This is a genomic window from Mucilaginibacter sp. P1_D10 (genome assembly GCF_056406215.1).
Window position 1 is genome coordinate 51,426 of record NZ_JBFUAP010000013.1, and the last position, 17,466, is coordinate 68,891.

General features: G+C 49.3%; 17 protein-coding genes. 5 read left to right on the forward strand and 12 right to left on the reverse strand.

The genetic code is table 11. The annotated features are described in order from the left end of the window. Positions 1-134 precede the first annotated feature (134 nt). Genes AC1DYT_RS19950 through AC1DYT_RS19960 form a run of 3 tightly spaced genes read left to right on the forward strand, consistent with a single transcriptional unit; the run spans position 135 to position 4,959 of the window. Positions 135-2,255, forward strand: coding sequence for a bifunctional aldolase/short-chain dehydrogenase (locus AC1DYT_RS19950; protein WP_477471284.1), 2,121 nt, complete (start codon positions 135-137; stop codon positions 2,253-2,255). A 57-nt stretch (positions 2,256-2,312) separates the two neighbouring features. Next, positions 2,313-3,587 (forward strand): sugar isomerase, encoded by a 1,275-nt coding sequence (locus AC1DYT_RS19955; protein ID WP_477471285.1) that lies wholly within the window; start codon positions 2,313-2,315, stop codon positions 3,585-3,587. Positions 3,588-3,600: 13 nt separating this feature from the next. Continuing rightward, the gene (locus AC1DYT_RS19960; protein WP_477471286.1) at positions 3,601-4,959 is read left to right on the forward strand and encodes an FGGY-family carbohydrate kinase; all 1,359 of its coding nucleotides are present in this window, start codon (positions 3,601-3,603) and stop codon (positions 4,957-4,959) included. Between the two features lie 66 nt (positions 4,960-5,025). Here AC1DYT_RS19960 and AC1DYT_RS19965 read toward each other — a convergent pair whose 3' ends face one another. The 5 genes from AC1DYT_RS19965 to AC1DYT_RS19985 all read right to left on the reverse strand — a co-directional run bounded on the left by AC1DYT_RS19965 (position 5,026) and on the right by AC1DYT_RS19985 (position 7,231). Then, positions 5,026-5,334: a putative quinol monooxygenase gene (locus AC1DYT_RS19965; RefSeq protein WP_477471287.1), complete on the reverse strand. Its 309-nt coding sequence runs from the start codon at positions 5,332-5,334 to the stop codon at positions 5,026-5,028. A gap of 125 nt (positions 5,335-5,459) precedes the next feature. After that, the gene (locus AC1DYT_RS19970) at positions 5,460-5,744 is read right to left on the reverse strand and encodes a hypothetical protein (protein WP_477471288.1); all 285 of its coding nucleotides are present in this window, start codon (positions 5,742-5,744) and stop codon (positions 5,460-5,462) included. A 6-nt stretch (positions 5,745-5,750) separates the two neighbouring features. Further along, positions 5,751-6,254: a hypothetical protein gene (locus AC1DYT_RS19975; protein ID WP_477471289.1), complete on the reverse strand. Its 504-nt coding sequence runs from the start codon at positions 6,252-6,254 to the stop codon at positions 5,751-5,753. A gap of 501 nt (positions 6,255-6,755) precedes the next feature. After that, a complete protein-coding gene (locus AC1DYT_RS19980) occupies positions 6,756-6,917 on the reverse strand; it encodes a hypothetical protein (protein ID WP_477471290.1) in 162 nt (53 codons plus the stop codon). 2 nt (positions 6,918-6,919) lie between these two features. After that, on the reverse strand, positions 6,920-7,231 hold the full coding sequence (locus tag AC1DYT_RS19985; protein ID WP_477471291.1) for a transposase: 312 nt from the start codon (positions 7,229-7,231) through the stop codon (positions 6,920-6,922). A gap of 126 nt (positions 7,232-7,357) precedes the next feature. Here AC1DYT_RS19985 and AC1DYT_RS19990 point away from each other — a divergent pair, with 126 nt between their 5' ends. Together AC1DYT_RS19990 and AC1DYT_RS19995 are read left to right on the forward strand one after the other, a co-directional pair. After that, positions 7,358-7,591: a DUF1398 family protein gene (locus AC1DYT_RS19990; protein WP_477471292.1), complete on the forward strand. Its 234-nt coding sequence runs from the start codon at positions 7,358-7,360 to the stop codon at positions 7,589-7,591. After that, positions 7,549-7,755 (forward strand): DUF1398 family protein, encoded by a 207-nt coding sequence (locus AC1DYT_RS19995; RefSeq protein ID WP_477471384.1) that lies wholly within the window; start codon positions 7,549-7,551, stop codon positions 7,753-7,755. The genes AC1DYT_RS19990 and AC1DYT_RS19995 overlap by 43 nt, the downstream gene beginning before the upstream one ends. A 453-nt stretch (positions 7,756-8,208) precedes the next feature. Here the strand turns inward: AC1DYT_RS19995 and glmM are convergent, their stop codons facing one another. The 7 genes from glmM to AC1DYT_RS20030 all read right to left on the reverse strand — a co-directional run bounded on the left by glmM (position 8,209) and on the right by AC1DYT_RS20030 (position 17,411). Further along, positions 8,209-9,603: a phosphoglucosamine mutase gene (glmM, locus tag AC1DYT_RS20000; protein ID WP_477471293.1), complete on the reverse strand. Its 1,395-nt coding sequence runs from the start codon at positions 9,601-9,603 to the stop codon at positions 8,209-8,211. Positions 9,604-9,972: 369 nt separating this feature from the next. Further along, positions 9,973-11,898, reverse strand: coding sequence for a glucosamine-6-phosphate deaminase (locus AC1DYT_RS20005; RefSeq protein ID WP_477471294.1), 1,926 nt, complete (start codon positions 11,896-11,898; stop codon positions 9,973-9,975). A 1-nt stretch (position 11,899) separates the two neighbouring features. After that, positions 11,900-12,931: a UDP-glucose 4-epimerase GalE gene (gene galE / locus AC1DYT_RS20010; RefSeq protein WP_477471295.1), complete on the reverse strand. Its 1,032-nt coding sequence runs from the start codon at positions 12,929-12,931 to the stop codon at positions 11,900-11,902. A gap of 14 nt (positions 12,932-12,945) precedes the next feature. Continuing rightward, on the reverse strand, positions 12,946-14,295 hold the full coding sequence (locus AC1DYT_RS20015; protein WP_477471296.1) for a Gfo/Idh/MocA family protein: 1,350 nt from the start codon (positions 14,293-14,295) through the stop codon (positions 12,946-12,948). 6 nt (positions 14,296-14,301) lie between these two features. Next, complete coding sequence (locus AC1DYT_RS20020; RefSeq protein ID WP_477471297.1) at positions 14,302-15,615, reverse strand: sugar MFS transporter; 1,314 nt, start codon at positions 15,613-15,615, stop codon at positions 14,302-14,304. A gap of 12 nt (positions 15,616-15,627) precedes the next feature. After that, a complete protein-coding gene (locus AC1DYT_RS20025; RefSeq protein WP_477471298.1) occupies positions 15,628-16,287 on the reverse strand; it encodes a carbohydrate-binding family 9-like protein in 660 nt (219 codons plus the stop codon). Next, the gene (locus tag AC1DYT_RS20030) at positions 16,287-17,411 is read right to left on the reverse strand and encodes a phosphotransferase enzyme family protein (RefSeq protein WP_477471299.1); all 1,125 of its coding nucleotides are present in this window, start codon (positions 17,409-17,411) and stop codon (positions 16,287-16,289) included. Before AC1DYT_RS20030 ends, AC1DYT_RS20025 begins: the two co-directional genes overlap by 1 nt. Positions 17,412-17,466: the final 55 nt, after the last annotated feature.

Below are 17,466 nucleotides of genomic sequence, written 5' to 3' on the forward strand. Positions count from 1 at the left end.
AAACCTGGAAATTTATAAGCATCGCCCTCCCTCCAATAAGACAGTTAAGGACAGTTGAATAAACCGTTAAACTTAATATTGTTGCGGTAAATAAACCTGCCCAAACATTAATAATCCAAAAAAATCAATATACAATGTCTGCTAATACAACACAATTCAAGCACGTAAGCTACCTGTGGGACGATGAAAAAGCCGCCGCGCTTGCCGGCGATGAAGTTGCCCTGCTGATATACCGCTCTAACTTGCTGGGTGCCGATTTGCGCCTCACCAACTACGGCGGCGGTAATACCTCCTGCAAAGCCACCGCCAAAGACCCATTAACCGGTCAGGATGTGGAAGTTATGTGGATAAAAGGCTCGGGCGGAGATATCGGCACGCTCAAAAAAAGCGGGCTTGCAGCTTTGTATGTAGACAGGCTGCGCAGCCTTACCAACGTGTACCGCGGCATCGATTATGAGGATGAGATGGTGGAGCTTTTCAACCACAGCATATTCGATTTAGCCTCTAAAGCACCATCTATAGATACACCATTGCACGGCTTTTTGCCCTTCAAACATATCGACCACCTGCACCCCGATGCCGCCATTGCCATAGCAGCCGCGAAGGATGGCGAGCAGATAACCAAAGAACTATTCGGCGGCACCATAGGCTGGGTGGGCTGGCAACGCCCGGGTTTCGACCTCGGCCTGCAGCTGAAGCAATGCCTGGATAATAACCCAGGCATACGCGGCATTATGCTGGGTTCGCACGGTTTGTTTACCTGGGGCGATACCGCTTACGAAAGCTATATGAATACGCTGGAAGTAATTGAGCAATGCGCCGAATACCTGGAACAGAACTATGGCAAAAAAGCCCCCGTATTCGGCGGCCAAAAACTGGAGAGCGCTACTGAAGAAAACCGCAAGAAACAGGCTGTGGCCCTGGCACCCGTGCTGCGCGGTTTCTGCTCATCAAACACTAAAATGATCGGTCATTTTACCGATGATGCCCGCGTGCTGGAGTACATCAACTCGAACGATTTGGAAAGGCTTGCCCCAATGGGCACCAGCTGCCCCGACCACTTCCTGCGCACCAAGATCAGTCCACTGGTTTTGGATTTGGATGCAGCGGAGGACTTGGCCGACGTTGCCGCTATCAAAGCAAAACTTACCCCGGCATTCGAAGCCTACCGCGCCATGTACGGCGAATATTATAACACCTGCAAGCATGCCAACAGCCCCGCCATACGTGATGCAAACCCCGTGGTTATACTGTACCCGGGCATAGGGATGTTCACCTTTGCAAAAGACAAGCAAACCGCAAGGGTAGCCGCCGAGTTCTACATCAACGCCATCAATGTAATGAAAGGCGCCGAGGCGATATCCGAATACACCTCCCTGCCCCGCCAGGAAGCATTCGATATCGAATACTGGTTGCTGGAAGAAGCTAAACTGCAGCGCATGCCCAAGCCCAAAGCCTTATCGGGCAGGGTTGCGCTCATCACCGGCAGCGCAGGCGGCATAGGCAAAGCCATCGCCAAAAAATTCGTAGAAGAAGGTGCCGTTGTGGTGCTGAATGATATGAACGCCGAACGCCTTGCCGGCGCGGGCGAAGAATTTAAAGCCAAATTCGGTAAGGACAGCTATACCACTACCTTGTTAGATGTAACCAAACAGGAGCAAATTGATTCGGCATTTGCCGATGCCACGCTGGCTTTCGGCGGGGTTGACTTAATCGTGAACAACGCGGGCCTCTCTATCTCCAAAAGCATAGAAGGGCACCAGGAAAAAGATTGGGACATCCTGTACGATGTGCTTGTAAAGGGCCAGTTCTTTGTAACCCAGGCGGCTGTGGCCATCATGAAAAAACAAGGCAACGGCGGCGACGTTATCAATATCGTAAGCAAGAACGCGCTGGTAAGCGGCCCCAACAACGCGGGTTACGGCAGCGCGAAAGCTGCCCAGCTGCACCTAAGCAGGCTGAACGCGGCCGAGCTTGGTCCCGATAAGATACGTGTAAACGTGGTGAACCCCGATGCGGTAATCAGCGATAGCAACATTTGGGCCGGCGGATGGGCCGAGGGCCGCGCTAAAGCCTATGGTGTTACCGTTGAAGAATTGCCTGCTTACTACGCAAAACGTACCTTGCTGAACGAGGCCATCCTGCCGGATGATATCGCCAATGCCTGCTTCGCCTTTGTTGGCGGCTTGCTGAGCAAATCTACCGGCAACGTGCTGAATGTAGACGGCGGCGTGGCTGCAGGTTTCGTAAGATAATATACACACAAAGCAAAGCGGACTGACCATCCGCTTTGATTATAAAATAAACCAAAAATGCAATTAGAGAAGCATTTAATTGATGAGCATAACCATCAATTATTAAAAAAACACAGGCGTAATTTTGAGCACATTGCCGCCGATATCGATGGGCTTGATAGCGTATTAAGCAAATTGAAGGCTTTCAACGTGGCCATACCCAGCTGGGCATTGGGCACGGGCGGTACGCGCTTCGGCAGGTTCAGCGGGGGCGGCGAGCCACGCAGCCTGGAAGAAAAACTGGAAGACGTGGGCCTGATACACGCCCTCAACAAATCGAGCAATTCCATCTCCCTGCATATCCCCTGGGATATCCCGGATAACGCAGCCGCCATAAAAGCCCTTGCCGCGCAATTGGGCCTGCATTTCGATGCCGTAAACTCCAACACCTTCCAGGATCAGGCTGCGCAGCAGCACAGCTATAAATTCGGATCGCTGCATCATGTAGATAAAGCCGTACGACAACAAGCCGTGGAGCATAACCTGCAGGTGGTAAAATACGGTGTGGAACTGGGGTCGAAAGCCTTATCGGTTTGGCTGTCTGACGGATCCAACTTCCCGGGGCAACTCAACTTCAGGGGCGCGTTCCAAAACACACTGGAGAGCCTGCAGCAGATTTATGCCGGCCTGCCCGATGACTGGAAAGTATGGGTAGAATACAAGCCCTACGAGCCAAACTTCTACTCCACCACTATTGGCGATTGGGGGCAGTCGTACCTGCTGGCATCCAAACTGGGGCCGAAGGCAAGCACTTTGGTAGATTTAGGCCACCACCTGCAGGGCACCAATATAGAGCAAATCGTATCTATCCTACTGATGGAAGGCAAACTGGCCGGGTTCCATTTCAACGATTCTAAATACGGCGACGACGACCTTACCGTGGGCAGCATAAACCCTTACCAACTGTTCCTGATATTCAACGAACTGGTAGAGGGCCTTGATGCCAGGGGCATGGACCACGCAACCGGCATTGGCTGGATGATAGATGCATCGCACAACGTGAAGGACCCGATAGAGGATCTGCTGCAATCGGTACAGGCTATCAAGATTGCCTATGCACAGGCTTTATTGGTTGATAAAGCTGCCCTGCAAGCCGCACAGCAAAACAACGACGTGGCACTGGCACAAGAGATATTGCAGGCCGCTTACCGTACCGACGTAAGGCCATTGATAGCCGAAGCGTCCCTTGCAAACGGCGGGTCGCTGGATCCATTAGCTACTTTCAGGAAGCTAAAAGTAAGGGAACAACTGATTAGTCAACGTGGCTTAAAAACGGTTGCTACCGGCTTATAAAACCCAATAGCATATGAGCGCAACGCCGGTTATAGCCGTATTTGATGTTGGGAAAACCAATAAGAAGCTATTCCTTTTCGACGAGGATTACCGCATCGTGTTCGAGCGCACGGCCCGTTTTACCGAAACGGCAGACGAGGACGGTTTCCCCTGCGAAAATATCGAGAGCCTGCGACTGTCGCTATTCGATTCCCTCACCGAGATATTCAGGCAGAAGGAGTTTGTGGTAAAAGCCATCAATTTTTCGGCATACGGGGCAAGCTTTGTGATGATTGGGCAAGACGGCCTGCCCAAATGCCCTTTGTATAATTACCTGAAGCCTTACCCCGACGGACTGGACAGTAAGCTTTACGCCAAATATGGCGGCGAAGAGCCATTCAGCGTGCAAACCGCCTCACCTCCCTTGGGCAACCTTAACTCGGGGCTGCAATTGTACCGTTTGAGGAACGAGCAGCCCGGCATGTACGAGGATATCAAATACGCCCTTCACCTGCCGCAATACCTCAGCTTTTTGCTCACCGGCGAATACTGCAGCGATTTGACCAGCATAGGCTGCCATACCGCCCTTTGGGATTTTGGTCAGGACCGCTACCACGAATGGGTGCAACAGGAAGGCATCATAGCCAAGCTTGCGCCTATCGAGGCTACCAATAAGACGTACCCTGCCCTGTCGCCGGGCAGCAATTATGCCATTGGTACCGGCCTGCACGATAGCTCGGCCGCGCTTATCCCCTACCTGGTAAACTTTACCGAGCCATTCGTACTGATATCTACCGGCACCTGGTGCATCAGCCTGAACCCTTTCAACCATGCACCATTAACTGCCGAAATGCTTAAGGAAGATTGCCTCAGCTACCTCGATTACCAGGGCAAACCGGTAATGGCTTCCCGGCTTTTCTCGGGCTTCGAGCACGAACAGCAGGTAAAACGCATAGCAGAACATTTTGATATAGATGCACTCATCTTCAAATCTATGCCATTTGACAGGGAGATAATCAGTCGTTTAAAATCAAAAACAGAAATCGATACCAGCTTCGCGGAGCGCGACCTATCAATATTTGCAAACGAAGCCGAAGCCTACCACCAACTGGTTGCCGATTTGGTAAGGGCGCAGGTGTATGCTACTACGCTGGTGTTTACCGATGCGCCTGCGAAAAGGATATTCGTAGATGGGGGCTTTAGCAAAAACAGCATATTTATGAACCTGCTGGCCCTGGCTTTCCCGCATATCGAAGTTTTTGCGGCCTCTATGGCACAGGCCTCGGCCCTTGGCGCAGCGCTGGTACTCCACAAAAAATGGAACACCAAACCCATCCCCAACGATATCATCGAACTGAAATACTACTCGGCAAGCCAGGGGATGGAATTATAAACCTGCTTACAAATAAAAGGCCGCTCTGTCGCAAAACAAGGCAGCCTTTTCATAAACAAGCATTTATTAAACCAGTGGCGTAGCCAACGTTACTTCGCGCGCCTCCAGCATCGGCACAATCCGGCCCAGCACTATCGTTTGAAAATGTTCCGAAGCCCGGTGTACGGCTACTGCCGCCTCGCTCTCATAAGCTTCAAATAATATAAATTTAATAGTGTTGGCATCTGCCTGGCTTTGGTTTACCTTGTAGTACAGGTTGCCTTCTTCTTCCCGGCTTTTTTCTGCTAATTGCGGCAGCAGGTTGAGCACATCATCCAACCCTCCTTCTTTAACTTGCCATTTGGCCAGTAAGACAACTGATTGTTCGCTTTTCATCTTTCTATATTTTACGCTAAATTTACAAGGATGGCGGCAACTATATACCAGATGGAACGAAGCAAATGTAAAGCATGCTGTTACATAATGTCAAGTTGAAAAAAAATTGTATTATAAAAAAGCCCCTAACTTGTAGGGGCTTTTAGTTTTCCACTTAGTATTTTATAGAGTCTCGCTCGGAGTAAAATATATTTAATATAAACTATTTCTTCTGAGTCATTGGTGTCGAATAAAATAGCATGGCGGCCAGCATTTACATAGTATTTACAAAAAACCTCCATCTCTGTATTGCTTGCGATGCTATTCGGGTTTTCAGATAAAATTTTTATTTTATTAATAATACTTGGGAAATCTTCGCCTAACTTTTTAATATGTTCAAATAAATCAGGGTTTACGAAAAGCTTATACATAGGTAATTAAGCCGCCTTGGGCGATATTTGTTCTAAAAATTCATCTAAAGAATAAGCTTTACCTTTGCTTTCTAAATCAGTTTCGGCTTTGTTTACGTCAAAAACAAGTGTAATGTAATCCGATATATAATCAATTAACTCTTTTGCTTCTTTCATATGGGCAAGAAAATTTAACATTACTGCATCGTCTATTTTCACTTCATCTTCAGACATAAATAGGTTTTCAATTATAGAAAACATCTTATTGATCTGATGTTGATTGTTTTTAGCACATTCAGCTTGTTTAGCTAATTCGGCTAAATTTAAATTTTCTTTTTTAATAGGTAAATCTTGTACCTCTTTCTTTAAAAGCGTTATGATTTTTTTTGACTCTTTTAAACTGTTTTCATCTGTGGTTATTTCGATAACCTTCTTGTAATTGCTAACAGCCTTGTAACCATTAGGGAACAAGAAATAATCACCGATAAAACCTAAATGGTTGCTTTGTGGTAATTCTGCTGTGTGTGACATAAATATAACCTCCTTGGGTTTTAATATTGCTTTATGATTTCCCAATCTTTTAGCAATAATTTCAGTAATATATAATAGATTATTTAAATAGGTAATGGTTTAATATCACCATCGATGAGGGTCAAGTCTTACCATCGGTAAAATTGAACTTTGGCATATGTAGTTTCCATAATAATTTTTTTATGATGCTTAAGGTTTAATGCTTTTCCGTAAGCTTTATTAGCTTAATAGACAAATTTAAACAATTGTTTTTACTAACAAAGGGTGTACACCAAGCAATAATTTATGATAGAAAAGAATAAAAAAAATATTTTTTGCTTTTTTAAAAGCATTTATACCTGCCATTGTCAATAGAAGCAATTATATCGCTTAAGATGGTTAATTTTTGCATTTGCATATCGGTATATACGCACGCATAACCGTGTCTTAAATCGCCTTAAACCGCGTTATTTCTAATGCATGCTATTTATTTAGAATGATTATAAATTATTCATTTTTTTGTCATTTTTGTTTACCGACATCGTTTTGGGGCTTCTGCTGAGGGATTTTGGTATTAACAGCTATATTTATCATCTGCTCTAACGTCCCTTGGAACGTTACTTTTTCTTCGTACTTCTCTGCCCTGACCTTGCGCTTTACCTTTGGTTTCTTTTCTTCTCCCATTATTATTTGATTAAATCGTTATAAGTTAAACGTACACCGTTTACGTTTTTTATAGCATCTTCAAAACGCGCTACATCTTTGATGGTGCGTGTATTGTAACGGTAGCCAAACTCGTGGCAATAGCGGTCCAAGTGCTTAGGGCTTACTTGGTGATAAATACCATATATGCCTCTTTTAAGGATGCTAAAGAAACCCTCGATAGTATTGGTGTGTATATCGCCTCTTACGTATTCTTTTTGCACATGGTTAACTGTTTCATGCTCGAAAGAATGTTTAAGGCTACCATACATAGTTGAACTATCCGCCCTTTTCATACATTTCAGCTAATATTTTCTGTACGGTTGGGTTCTCGGGCATATCAACCACAGGTGCCAGGCCGCCCGGTACAAAAACCGCGTCGTAGCCATCGGACTACCTTTGAGCATCAAATAATCAAAACGATGTTCACATTACCACAACTAAAAGCGGCACACGCCAAAGTAAAAACCGGTGCCGATTTCCCCGCCTACGTACAGGAAATTAAACAAATGGGCCTGCAGTACTACGAGTTTAAGGTTACAACCGGGCAAACCACATACCATGGCGCAGATGGCTTCACATCAGCAGCGACCCAATTTATCCCGACAAAACCATCCCTACCGATGCTTCGCCCGCAACAGTACGCCAAATTATAGCCGACCACCAGCAAGGCAAAAGCGATTTCATGACCTTTTGCCAACTGGTGGCCGATGCAGGTGTGTTTAAATGGGTGGTTGATACCCGAAGCATGCTGTGCAGTTATTATGACCTTGCGGGTAATACGATGGTTGCTGAGCCTATATCGCAAGGTGGTTATTAGACTGCCTTGCCAGCTGAAATAACTCCCTCCCAACGGGAGGGGTGCGGCTGCCTGTGCGCAAAGGCAGGGAGGGGTCTGGTCGAAAGCGATTGACCATAAACCCCTCAAGAGTACTGCTATTGCATTCTATAAATAATATCGCCTGTTCAAGCGTCCACGCTTGAATAATATAATTTGTAAGCGTCCACGCTTAATTTTTTATTGTTGCGGGAGCGTGGACGCTACAAAATGTGTTTCAGTCAAGCGTGGACGCTTGACTGGGCAAAGCATGAGATGCAATGATTTTGCTCAAATATAATACACAAAATCAGCTCTGTTGGTGACACCATATTGACACCATTGCATAATTAATAAAATATTGATTATAAGTAAATTACGAATCGTTCACGGTGTTCACGCGGCTGCGTGAACACCTAATCTTCTCATTTACTGCAAATTGCCTACAATAGGCTATTAAAGCACCTGGCCGGCGATTATTCTGTTCACCGTTCCTATCATCTCCAAGGCAAGGCGGTCGGCTTCTTGGGCTGTTGATGCTTCGGAATAGATACGGATGATAGGCTCGGTGTTCGATTTGCGCAGGTGCAGCCAGGCTTTGCCAAACTCTATCTTCAGGCCATCGATGGTGCTGTAGGGCTGGTGCATATATTGTTCCTTTATCTGCAGCAGCAGACCGTCGATATCCATCTCCGGGGTTAGCGTAATTTTGTTTTTGGAAATATGGTAGCTGGGGTAAGTAGCGCGCAATGCGGATATAGTCTTACCTGATTTGGCCAGATGCGTAAGGAACAGGGCTATGCCCGCCAACGCGTCGCGGCCGTAATGCAGTTCGGGATAAATTACTCCGCCGTTGCCTTCGCCGCCAATAACGGCACCAACTTCTTTCATTTTATTCACAACGTTTACCTCGCCTACGGCTGCGGCATGGTATTCGCCGCCGGCCTGTTCGGTAACATCACGCAGGGCGCGGGTGCTGGACAGGTTTGATACCGCGCTGCCTTTGGTGTGCTGCAACACATAATCGGCCACAGCTACCAGCGTGTATTCCTCGCCGAACATGCTGCCATCTTCGCACACAAAGCAAAGCCGGTCTACATCAGGGTCTACCGCTATGCCCAGGTGGGCTTTCGTCTTCAGCACTTCTTCCGATAGGGCCACCAGGTTCTCGGGCAACGGCTCGGGGTTATGGGGGAAATGGCCGTTGGGTTCGCAGTACAACTCGTGGATGGTATCCACGCCTAAGGCCTTCAGCAAAGCGGGCACAAAGATGCCGCCCGTGGAGTTTACGCAATCTATCGCGATGCTGAACCCGGCCTTCGCGATGGCTTCTTTATCTACCAGTGGTAAGGCCAGTATCTTATCAATATGTTTCTGCAGGTAGCTATCGTCGGCGGTTACGGTACCGAGGTCGTCCACATCAGCATAAATAAAGTCGCTGGCTTCGGCTATTTCCAGTACTTCTTTGCCGTCGGCATCGCTAATAAACTCGCCTTTGGCGTTCAGCAGTTTAAGCGCATTCCATTCTTTGGGGTTATGGCTTGCGGTGAGGATAATGCCGCCCGCTGCCCGTTCATCGGGCACGGCTACCTCTACCGTTGGTGTGGTGGATAAACCAAGGTCTATTACGTCGATGCCCAAGCCTTGTAGTGTTCCGATTACCAGGTTATTGGCCATCTGGCCCGAGATACGCGCATCGCGGCCCAACACTATTTTTTTGATGCCCGAGCGCTTTACCGCCCAACTGCCAAAGGCCGAAGTAAATTTTACGATATCCAGCGGCGTAAGGCCCTCGCCTGCTGTGCCGCCAATGGTTCCTCTGATGCCTGATATTGATTTGATAAGTGTCATGTGTGTTTTTGTTTGTAGGTGTTAATATCGTTTACCAAAAAGCCACCGGCTGTGTAGTTTTTGGATTAAAACACCCTCCCAACGGGAGGGGTGCGGTTGCCTGAGCGTAAAGGCGGGGAGGGGTTTAGTCGAAAGCGATTGACCATAAACCCCTCCCCCTCTGCCCTCTTATAATGTCTTATTTAAGGAACCCCATAGGGGTTCAATGTCGGTAGCATATCAATGTGCCAAACAAAATCGTGCCGTTAGGTACGAAACTTGCGATGTTGCGTACCTAACGGCACGCTAAGATATTTGCTATTTGTTTTCTACCGACATTTTGCACCTATGGCGCAACTTTAGCTTAAGCAAACCACGTTGTTGTAGGTGTTAATCATTAAATTTCCATCGCACAAACGCTTCGATGGCTTCATATTCGGCCAGGCCGAGTTTGTTGTACATGCGGGCGGTTTCCTGGGTGCGCTGCTCGGCCCTTACCCAAAATTCGCGGGCGTCGTCGCCGGGGAATACCGGCACGTCCTTTTGCGATTGGTGTTTGAATATCGCCAGCCGCTTGCGTATCACCTCCTGCGGCGACAGCGGCACAGCCATCTCTATCTCGTGTATCTCAAACTCATGCCAGGCGCCCCGGTAAAGCCATATCCAGCAATCTCCGGTCCATGTTTCGCCCATGCCGCGCAGCCGGTTGAAAGCCTCGAGGAGAATCTCGAAGCATACTTTATGCGTGCCGTGCGGGTCGGCAAAATCGCCGGCGGTGAATATCTGCTGCGGCTTTACCTCGCGCAGCAACTGCATGGTTTGGTTGATGTCGTCTTCGTATGATACGTTTTTGTCGAATTTGCTACGGTCGTAAAAAGGCAGGTCCATAAAGTGGATGCGCTCGTCGGACAGGCCGGCAAGCCGTGCACCGGCGATAGCCTCGCCTTTGCGCACCAGGCCCTTCACGGTGCGTATAGCTTCGGTATCGCTTTGATTAGGCTGCTTGCTCTTGAAGAAGCCCGACATGCTGCTGTACAAGGCCGCCAGGTAAGCGGCATCCTGCCCTTGCGAGCGGGCAAAATCCATGGCAAATTCAATGTAGCGCAGCACCTCCTCGTCCCAAACGGCCGTATTGCCCGATGTTTGATAGGCTACGTGCACCTCGTGCCCCTGGTCGGCCAGCCGTATGAAGGTACCACCCATAGATATCACGTCATCATCAGGGTGGGGCGAGAATACAATCGACCGCTTTACCGCAGGTTCTGCACGTTCGGGCCGCTGGCTATCGTCGGCACCGGGCTTGCCACCGGGCCAGCCCGTAATGGTATGCTGCAACTGGTTGAATATGCTGATATTGATATTATAAACCGGACCAAAGGCCGTGGCCAGCTGCGCCATGCCATTGTTGTTGTAATCAGCTTCGGTAAGTTTCAGGATGGGCTTGTCTACCTGCCCGGCCAGCCATATCACCGCTTTTTTGATGAGTGCATCGCTCCACACGCAATCCTTCACCAGCCAAGGGGTATCAAAACGGGTAAGGGCGGCAGCGGCCTCGGTATCTGTTACGAATTGTACATTGGCAGAGCCTTGCAGGTAAGTGGCGGGGACATCAGCCGTTTGCTCGCCCTCCACCGCCTTGCGTATGATGGCCGCCTTTTTGCCGCTCCAGGCCAGCAGGATAATTTCCCTTGCCTTGTAAATGGTGCCTATGCCCATGGTAATGGCTTTGGTGGGCACGTTTTCTTTGCCGCCGAAATCTTTAGAGGCATCGCGGCGGGTAAGCTCATTAAGGGTGACCAGCCGGGTGCCCGAGTTGGGTGCCGAGCCGGGCTCGTTAAAGCCGATATGCCCGGTGCGACCGATGCCCAATAGCTGCACATCGATGCCGCCGTAGCTGTTTATCTTTTGCTCGTAGGCGAGGCAAAAGGCGGGGACATCTTTCTCGGCAAGGGTGCCATCGGGGATGTTGACGTTGCCCATCTCGATGTCTACATGATCGAACAGTTGTTCTTTCATAAACCGCACGTAGCTTTGCCCTGCATCGGGCTGTATGGGGTAATATTCGTCCAGGTTAAAGGTTACTACATCTTTAAAGCTAAGGCCTTCTTCGCGGTGCAGGCGGATCAGTTCGCGGTACACTTTTACGGGCGATATGCCTGTGGCGAGGCCAAGCACGGCCTGCTTGCCTTCGGCTTGTTTTTGCCTGATGATGGTTGCGATTCGCGCCGCCACATCACTACTGGCAAGGGCATCGTTATCGTATATCTTAACGGGTATTTTCTCGTAGCGTGTTTCTTCGAGCAGGTTCAGCAGCATATTATTTTATATCGTTGGTTTGTAAATATTGTTCCCAGGCCCAGGCAGAGCGCATCATTTCGGCTATGCCATGTTTGGCCTGCCAGCCCAGTTGCTGCGCAGATTTACGCACATCGCCCCACACTTTTACAATATCGCCGGCGCGGCGCGGGCCAATGCGGTAATTGAGCTTTACCCCGGTATTTTCTTCAAAGGCACGTATCAGTTCCAATACCGTGTAGCCGGTGCCGGTGCCTATATTGAATACATCGTAGTTGGAAGCGCCCTCCTGTTTCTCGAGCAGCTTAAGGGCAGCGATATGGGCAGCTGCAAGGTCAACCACGTGTATGTAATCGCGGATGCAGCTGCCGTCGGGCGTATCGTAATCATCGCCGAACACCGTGATAGGGCCGCGTTTGCCGGCTGCGCTTTGGGTAACGTATGGTACCAGGTTTTGGGGCACGCCCGATGGCAGCTCGCCTATCAATGCCGAAGCGTGCGCGCCTACCGGGTTAAAGTACCGCAGTGAGATGATACGTTTGAGGCTATCCGCAGCGGCAATATCCTGCAACATTTCTTCGGCTACCTGTTTGGTATTGCCATAGGGCGATTCGGCCTTTTTTACCGGCGCGGCTTCGTTCACGGGCAATTCATCGGGCTGGCCGTAAACGGTGCAGGATGATGAAAACACCAGGTTGAGCCGCCTGCCCTCGAATACCTTCAGCACATTGAGCAGCGAATCGAAATTATTGCGGTAATACTTCAGCGGCTCTGCAACCGATTCGCCAACCGCTTTGTGGGCCGCGAAATGGATAACACCGGCTATATCTTCGTTATCGGCAATCAGTTGGGCCAGTTGCCCTTCGTTGCAGAGGTCGATGTAGTGGAAAGCCGGCCTTACGCCGCTTATTTTCTCTATCTGGTCCAGTATCCCAATGCGCGAATTGCTCAGGTTATCTACGATTACGGGCTCGTAGCCGGCGCATAGCAATTCCACTACCGTGTGGGAACCTATATAACCAAGTCCACCGGTTACCAATATTTTGGTCTTCATGTCTGTCTGTTTTTTTAGAATCCGCTATCGTCCAGGGCAAAAGTATTTTTACGATCCTTCCATTTGCCACGCGTAAAATCAGGGAACTTCTGCGGTGCATTGCCTTCTTTCAGCGATTTTTCTGACAGTGGCGTAATCACGCTCATGGTTAGCGAATCGTACACGTCTATGGGCGTTTGCTTCTTTTGCTTCACCGATTCTACAAAGGCATTGAACACGAACCAGTCCATGCCGCCGTGGCCAGCGCCTTCTGCCAGGTGCTCGTTCTTTTTCCAAAGCGGGTGGTCGTATTTCTCCAGCCAGGTGTCGGCCCTGTCCCACAAATCGTCCTTGGCCGATTTGCCGTCGATATAGATGGCGTTGTTCACATCCATCCATAAGCCCTCGGTGCCCTGCACCCTAAAGCCCAGCGAATACGGCCTTGGCAGGTGCGTATCGTGGCTTAGCATTACGGTTTCGCCGTTGGCGCAATTGATCATGGTGGTGGTAACGTCGCCGTTCTTGAAGTTGATTTTGGCATTTTTGTTCCCCGGTGAAACCTTATCGATATACGTATTCAACCCTCGTGATTTAGAGGAGAACGATACCAGGTTGGTAAAGCGGTTGCCGCGGTTTATATCTACATAATTCATTACCGGGCCGGCACCGTGGGTGGGGTAAATATCGCCATCGCGGTCTATGTTCCATTGCGTGCGCCATTGCGCCTCGCCCATGGTGTTGGGGCCAAACTCGCCGCCCTTGCCGTTGAAGCTTTTGCCATCGTTGAACAATATACCCCGCAAATCGTGCTGGTAGCCGCCTTCCAGGTGTACTATCTCGCCAAACATATTCTGGCGCACCATGTTCAAAACTGCCATTACATCGCGGCGGTAGCATACGTTCTCCAGCGTCATATACGGCATTTTGGTTTCTTCGTGGGCCTTCAATATATCCCAGTGGTCTTTTTCGGTTATACCGGCAATTACCTCGCAACCCACGTATTTACCGGCGCGCATGGCATCTATGGCCTGGTCTTTATGGAACTGCCATGGCGTGGCTATGATAACGCCGTCGATATCTTTGCGTTCCAGTAGTTTTTTATAAGCATCAAGGCCGCCGGTGTACTCGGCAGGGAGTTTTTTGCCTGCTTTTACGAACTGCGCACGGCAGTATTTGAGCGAGCTTTCCTGTATATCGCAAATGGCTACTATCTCTACATCATCGCGCAGCAGCCCCTCACCTATGTGGTTGCGGCCACGCAGGCCAACGCCTATATAACCCAGCCTTACTTTGTCGGCGTTTTTGCCAAATAAAATACCCGAAGGTAAAATTGTTAAACCCGCTATGCCCGTGGCACTGCTCTTAACAAAATCTCTACGATCCATATAATTTTAGTTTAATTGATGATTGTAATTGTCCAGTAAGCGTACCACGGGTTTCCTGAGTTTGTGGCCCCAAAAACTGTAGTACAATATAATAAGATATGATGGTATCAGGATGATATAAGCATGGGTACTGCCCAGCCAATCGGCCAGGGCACCGTAGCCCAGCGGCACTATGGCACCGCCTGCAATACCCATGATAAGCAGCGAGGAACCGATTTTGGTAAACCGGCCCAAACCCGCAAGCGCCATGGGCCAAATGGACGGCCACACCAACGAATTGGCCAAACCCAGCAAAGCCACGCATAACACCGATACATAGCCATGCGTTAATATTACGGCTACCGAAAGCAGCAGGCCCAGCCCGGCAGATAGCTTCATGGCCGTTTCCTGGCTGAAGTATTTGGGGATGCACAATATGCCCACGATGTAGCCTACAAGCATGCAGGCCAGCGTACAACTGGTGAAGAATTTGGCGGTTTCCAGCGGGATAGCCTGGCTATTGCCATAATTGATGATGGTATCGCCTGCTATAACCTCTACCCCCACGTAGAAGAAAAGCGTAACCACGCCCAGCAACAGGTGCGGAAACTGCATAATGCTGGTTTTACCCGAGTTGCTCACGGCGGTGCTTTCGTCTTCCTGGTCGGTATCTACCTCGGGCAAGCCGGAGCGATAGATGATTACTGCAAGTATGATCAGCACCACGAATATGATGATATATGGGATGATCACCCTTTGTGCCAACTGATCCAGCTCGGCATTTTTGGCGGCTGTGGCCATGCCTGCTATCCTGGCTTTTAAGCCGTCGGCATCTTTAAGGGCTACCGCGCCCAGTATAACCGGGGCAAGCGCACCGGCCACCTTATTGCAGATGCCCATGATGCTGATACGCTGCGCAGCACTCTCGGGCGGGCCCAATATGGTGATGTAAGGGTTTGATGCCGTTTGCAGCAAAGCCAGCCCCGAGCCCTGTACGAACAGACCGAACAAAAACAAGCCATAAAAACGGCTGAGTGCCGCCGGTATAAATATCAACGCGCCTATAGCTATTACGGCAAGCCCCACAGGCATGCCATTTTTGTAGCCGATAGCTTTGAGGATGCGCCCCGAAGGGATAGCCATAACGAAGTACGAGATATAAAAAGCGGTGGTAACCAGGTAAGCTTCGGCGTTGCTGAGCTCGCAGGCCAGTTTTAGGTATGGTATCAGGACCGAGTTGAGCCAGGTGATAAACCCGAATATAAAAAACAGTATGCCGATAATGACTATCGGGCTAAGCCCCGGTTTCTTTTGTATGCTGGTTGAAGTAGTTGTTTGCATGGATTTGTTGGATTAAGATGTAGGGCATTTACCGAATGACACCGCCTTGAAAAAAGCGCTCTGGTGGAAATCAGGCTCGGGTGCTTCCACCCTGCTCCAACACATGAAGTGGGGCTGTGGCAGCCCGTCGCCGCATTTGTAGAAGTTTACCCGCGGCTGTATGCTGCAAAGCGACAAGCCGGGATGATAAATAAAAACCGATGCCGGGATGCTGAGGGTAAGCTCCCAATAAGCATCTTCGCCGGGGTTGTTTTTGATGATGGCCTGCGAGCGGATGGATTTGAGCACATCCACAGGGATAAAAGCACGGTTATCGCGGCCTTCGCCATACTGCATCATGCTGGTGCCTATACAGTTGAATTCGAGGTTGTAATGCCGGCTGTCATCTTCAAAGGCGATGAAAAACTCCACGCAGCTATCCTCATAAACGGGGTCGTTATAGCCCGTGTAAACCGCCTTTAAATGTTGCTCCTGCACGTAAAACTTCAGGAAGATGTTCTCATTATCGTGCGCTATGGCAAACGAGGTTTTGGGCGTGCTACCCGATGCGCCCCATGGCAAATGGGCAATACTGTGGCGCTCCACCTCATCCAGGTGTGCCGACAACACATCCGGCGATGCTGCATCTAAGTCGGCAAGCCAGGGTATCGATATATCTACCAGCGTATCCATCAGTTTTTTGCGGGGCTTAAGCTTTCTATTTCGGTTAATATCATGTGGTGCATTTCGCTTGCCTTATCATTAAGTAACTGAAAAAGCCTGAACTGTGCCCTGGCGCGCTGCAGGTTATGCCCGGGGAATTTGGTTTTGAAGTAAACATCACCATTGATATGGTCGGTAAAGAAACGTACGGCCTGCATAAAGGGCAGCAGCAAAGCACCTTTCATCAGCGAATCAACCTCTGCGTCGGTCAAAAACTTCGATGCTTCTTTCAGATAACCCTTTACGTAAGCCTCGAACAAAGGCATATTCAGCTGTATTTTATCCAGGTCTGCTTCGTCTTCGGTACTGGTATTAATAATGGTGCGTATGGCATCGCCAAAATCATAGGCTACGTAGCCGTCCATCACGGTCTCCAGATCGATAACGCATTGGGCCTTATCGTTGCTGTCCAGCAGCACATTATTGAATTTGGTATCGTTGTGGATTACGCGCTTTGGCAATGCGGCCACCTGCCCGGGCTGTTGAAAGTACTGCATCGATTCGGCGTACTTTGCCACGATATCCAGCTCCGCAGCAACAGACGATACGCGTCCCGCTGCATCATTGGCAAGGGCTTCGCTTAATTGCTGCAAGCGATATTGTATGTTGTGGAAATTGGGTATCACCTCAAATATCTCGCCCGGCGCAATATCCGATAGCATATACTGGAACTTGCCGAAGGCCTTGCCGCCCTCGTAGGCCTGCGTTGGCGTAGATACTATATCATAGCTTTTGGTATCGCCTAAAAAGTAAAACATGCGCCAATAATCGCCGGTGCTGTCCTGGTAAAAGAAACGGCCATCGGTGGCGGGGATTAATGTCATTACCTCTTTCATCGGGTCGCCCAAGCCGCTTTGGGCCAGCTTGTCCTTTAAGTGCCCGGTTACCTTGCGCATGTTATCGGTGAGCTTCTCTACATTGGTAAAGATGTGGTGATTGATGCGCTGCAACAGGTAATCGGGCCCTGTAGATGTGGCGTTTTTGAGGAAAAAGGTATCGTTGATATGCCCCGACCCATAGTTACGGGCCGAATCTACCAGGGCCGAACAATTGAAGTTGGCCACTACCTCTGCTATTTGGTTAACAATTTGCACTTATGTATGGTGTTTTTTGCCAGCCAAAAGGGGCAAGCCCTCCTTTGGCAATTTT

Excerpts from the sequence above, each read along its gene's own strand:
- AC1DYT_RS19975 (WP_477471289.1), bottom strand. The coding sequence starts at position 6,254 with ATGTCACACACAGCAGAATTACCACAAAGCAACCATTTAGGTTTTATC.
- AC1DYT_RS19980 (WP_477471290.1), bottom strand. The coding sequence starts at position 6,917 with ATGGGAGAAGAAAAGAAACCAAAGGTAAAGCGCAAGGTCAGGGCAGAG.
- galE (WP_477471295.1), bottom strand. The coding sequence starts at position 12,931 with ATGAAGACCAAAATATTGGTAACCGGTGGACTTGGTTATATAGGTTCC.
- AC1DYT_RS19985 (WP_477471291.1), bottom strand. The coding sequence starts at position 7,231 with ATGAAAAGGGCGGATAGTTCAACTATGTATGGTAGCCTTAAACATTCT.
- AC1DYT_RS19970 (WP_477471288.1), bottom strand. The coding sequence starts at position 5,744 with ATGTATAAGCTTTTCGTAAACCCTGATTTATTTGAACATATTAAAAAG.
- AC1DYT_RS20005 (WP_477471294.1), bottom strand. The coding sequence starts at position 11,898 with ATGCTGCTGAACCTGCTCGAAGAAACACGCTACGAGAAAATACCCGTT.
- glmM (WP_477471293.1), bottom strand. The coding sequence starts at position 9,603 with ATGACACTTATCAAATCAATATCAGGCATCAGAGGAACCATTGGCGGC.
- AC1DYT_RS19990 (WP_477471292.1), top strand. The coding sequence starts at position 7,358 with ATGTTCACATTACCACAACTAAAAGCGGCACACGCCAAAGTAAAAACC.
- AC1DYT_RS19955 (WP_477471285.1), top strand. The coding sequence starts at position 2,313 with ATGCAATTAGAGAAGCATTTAATTGATGAGCATAACCATCAATTATTA.
- AC1DYT_RS20025 (WP_477471298.1), bottom strand. The coding sequence starts at position 16,287 with ATGGATACGCTGGTAGATATATCGATACCCTGGCTTGCCGACTTAGAT.
- AC1DYT_RS19965 (WP_477471287.1), bottom strand. The coding sequence starts at position 5,334 with ATGAAAAGCGAACAATCAGTTGTCTTACTGGCCAAATGGCAAGTTAAA.
- AC1DYT_RS20020 (WP_477471297.1), bottom strand. The coding sequence starts at position 15,615 with ATGCAAACAACTACTTCAACCAGCATACAAAAGAAACCGGGGCTTAGC.
- AC1DYT_RS19960 (WP_477471286.1), top strand. The coding sequence starts at position 3,601 with ATGAGCGCAACGCCGGTTATAGCCGTATTTGATGTTGGGAAAACCAAT.
- AC1DYT_RS19950 (WP_477471284.1), top strand. The coding sequence starts at position 135 with ATGTCTGCTAATACAACACAATTCAAGCACGTAAGCTACCTGTGGGAC.
- AC1DYT_RS20015 (WP_477471296.1), bottom strand. The coding sequence starts at position 14,295 with ATGGATCGTAGAGATTTTGTTAAGAGCAGTGCCACGGGCATAGCGGGT.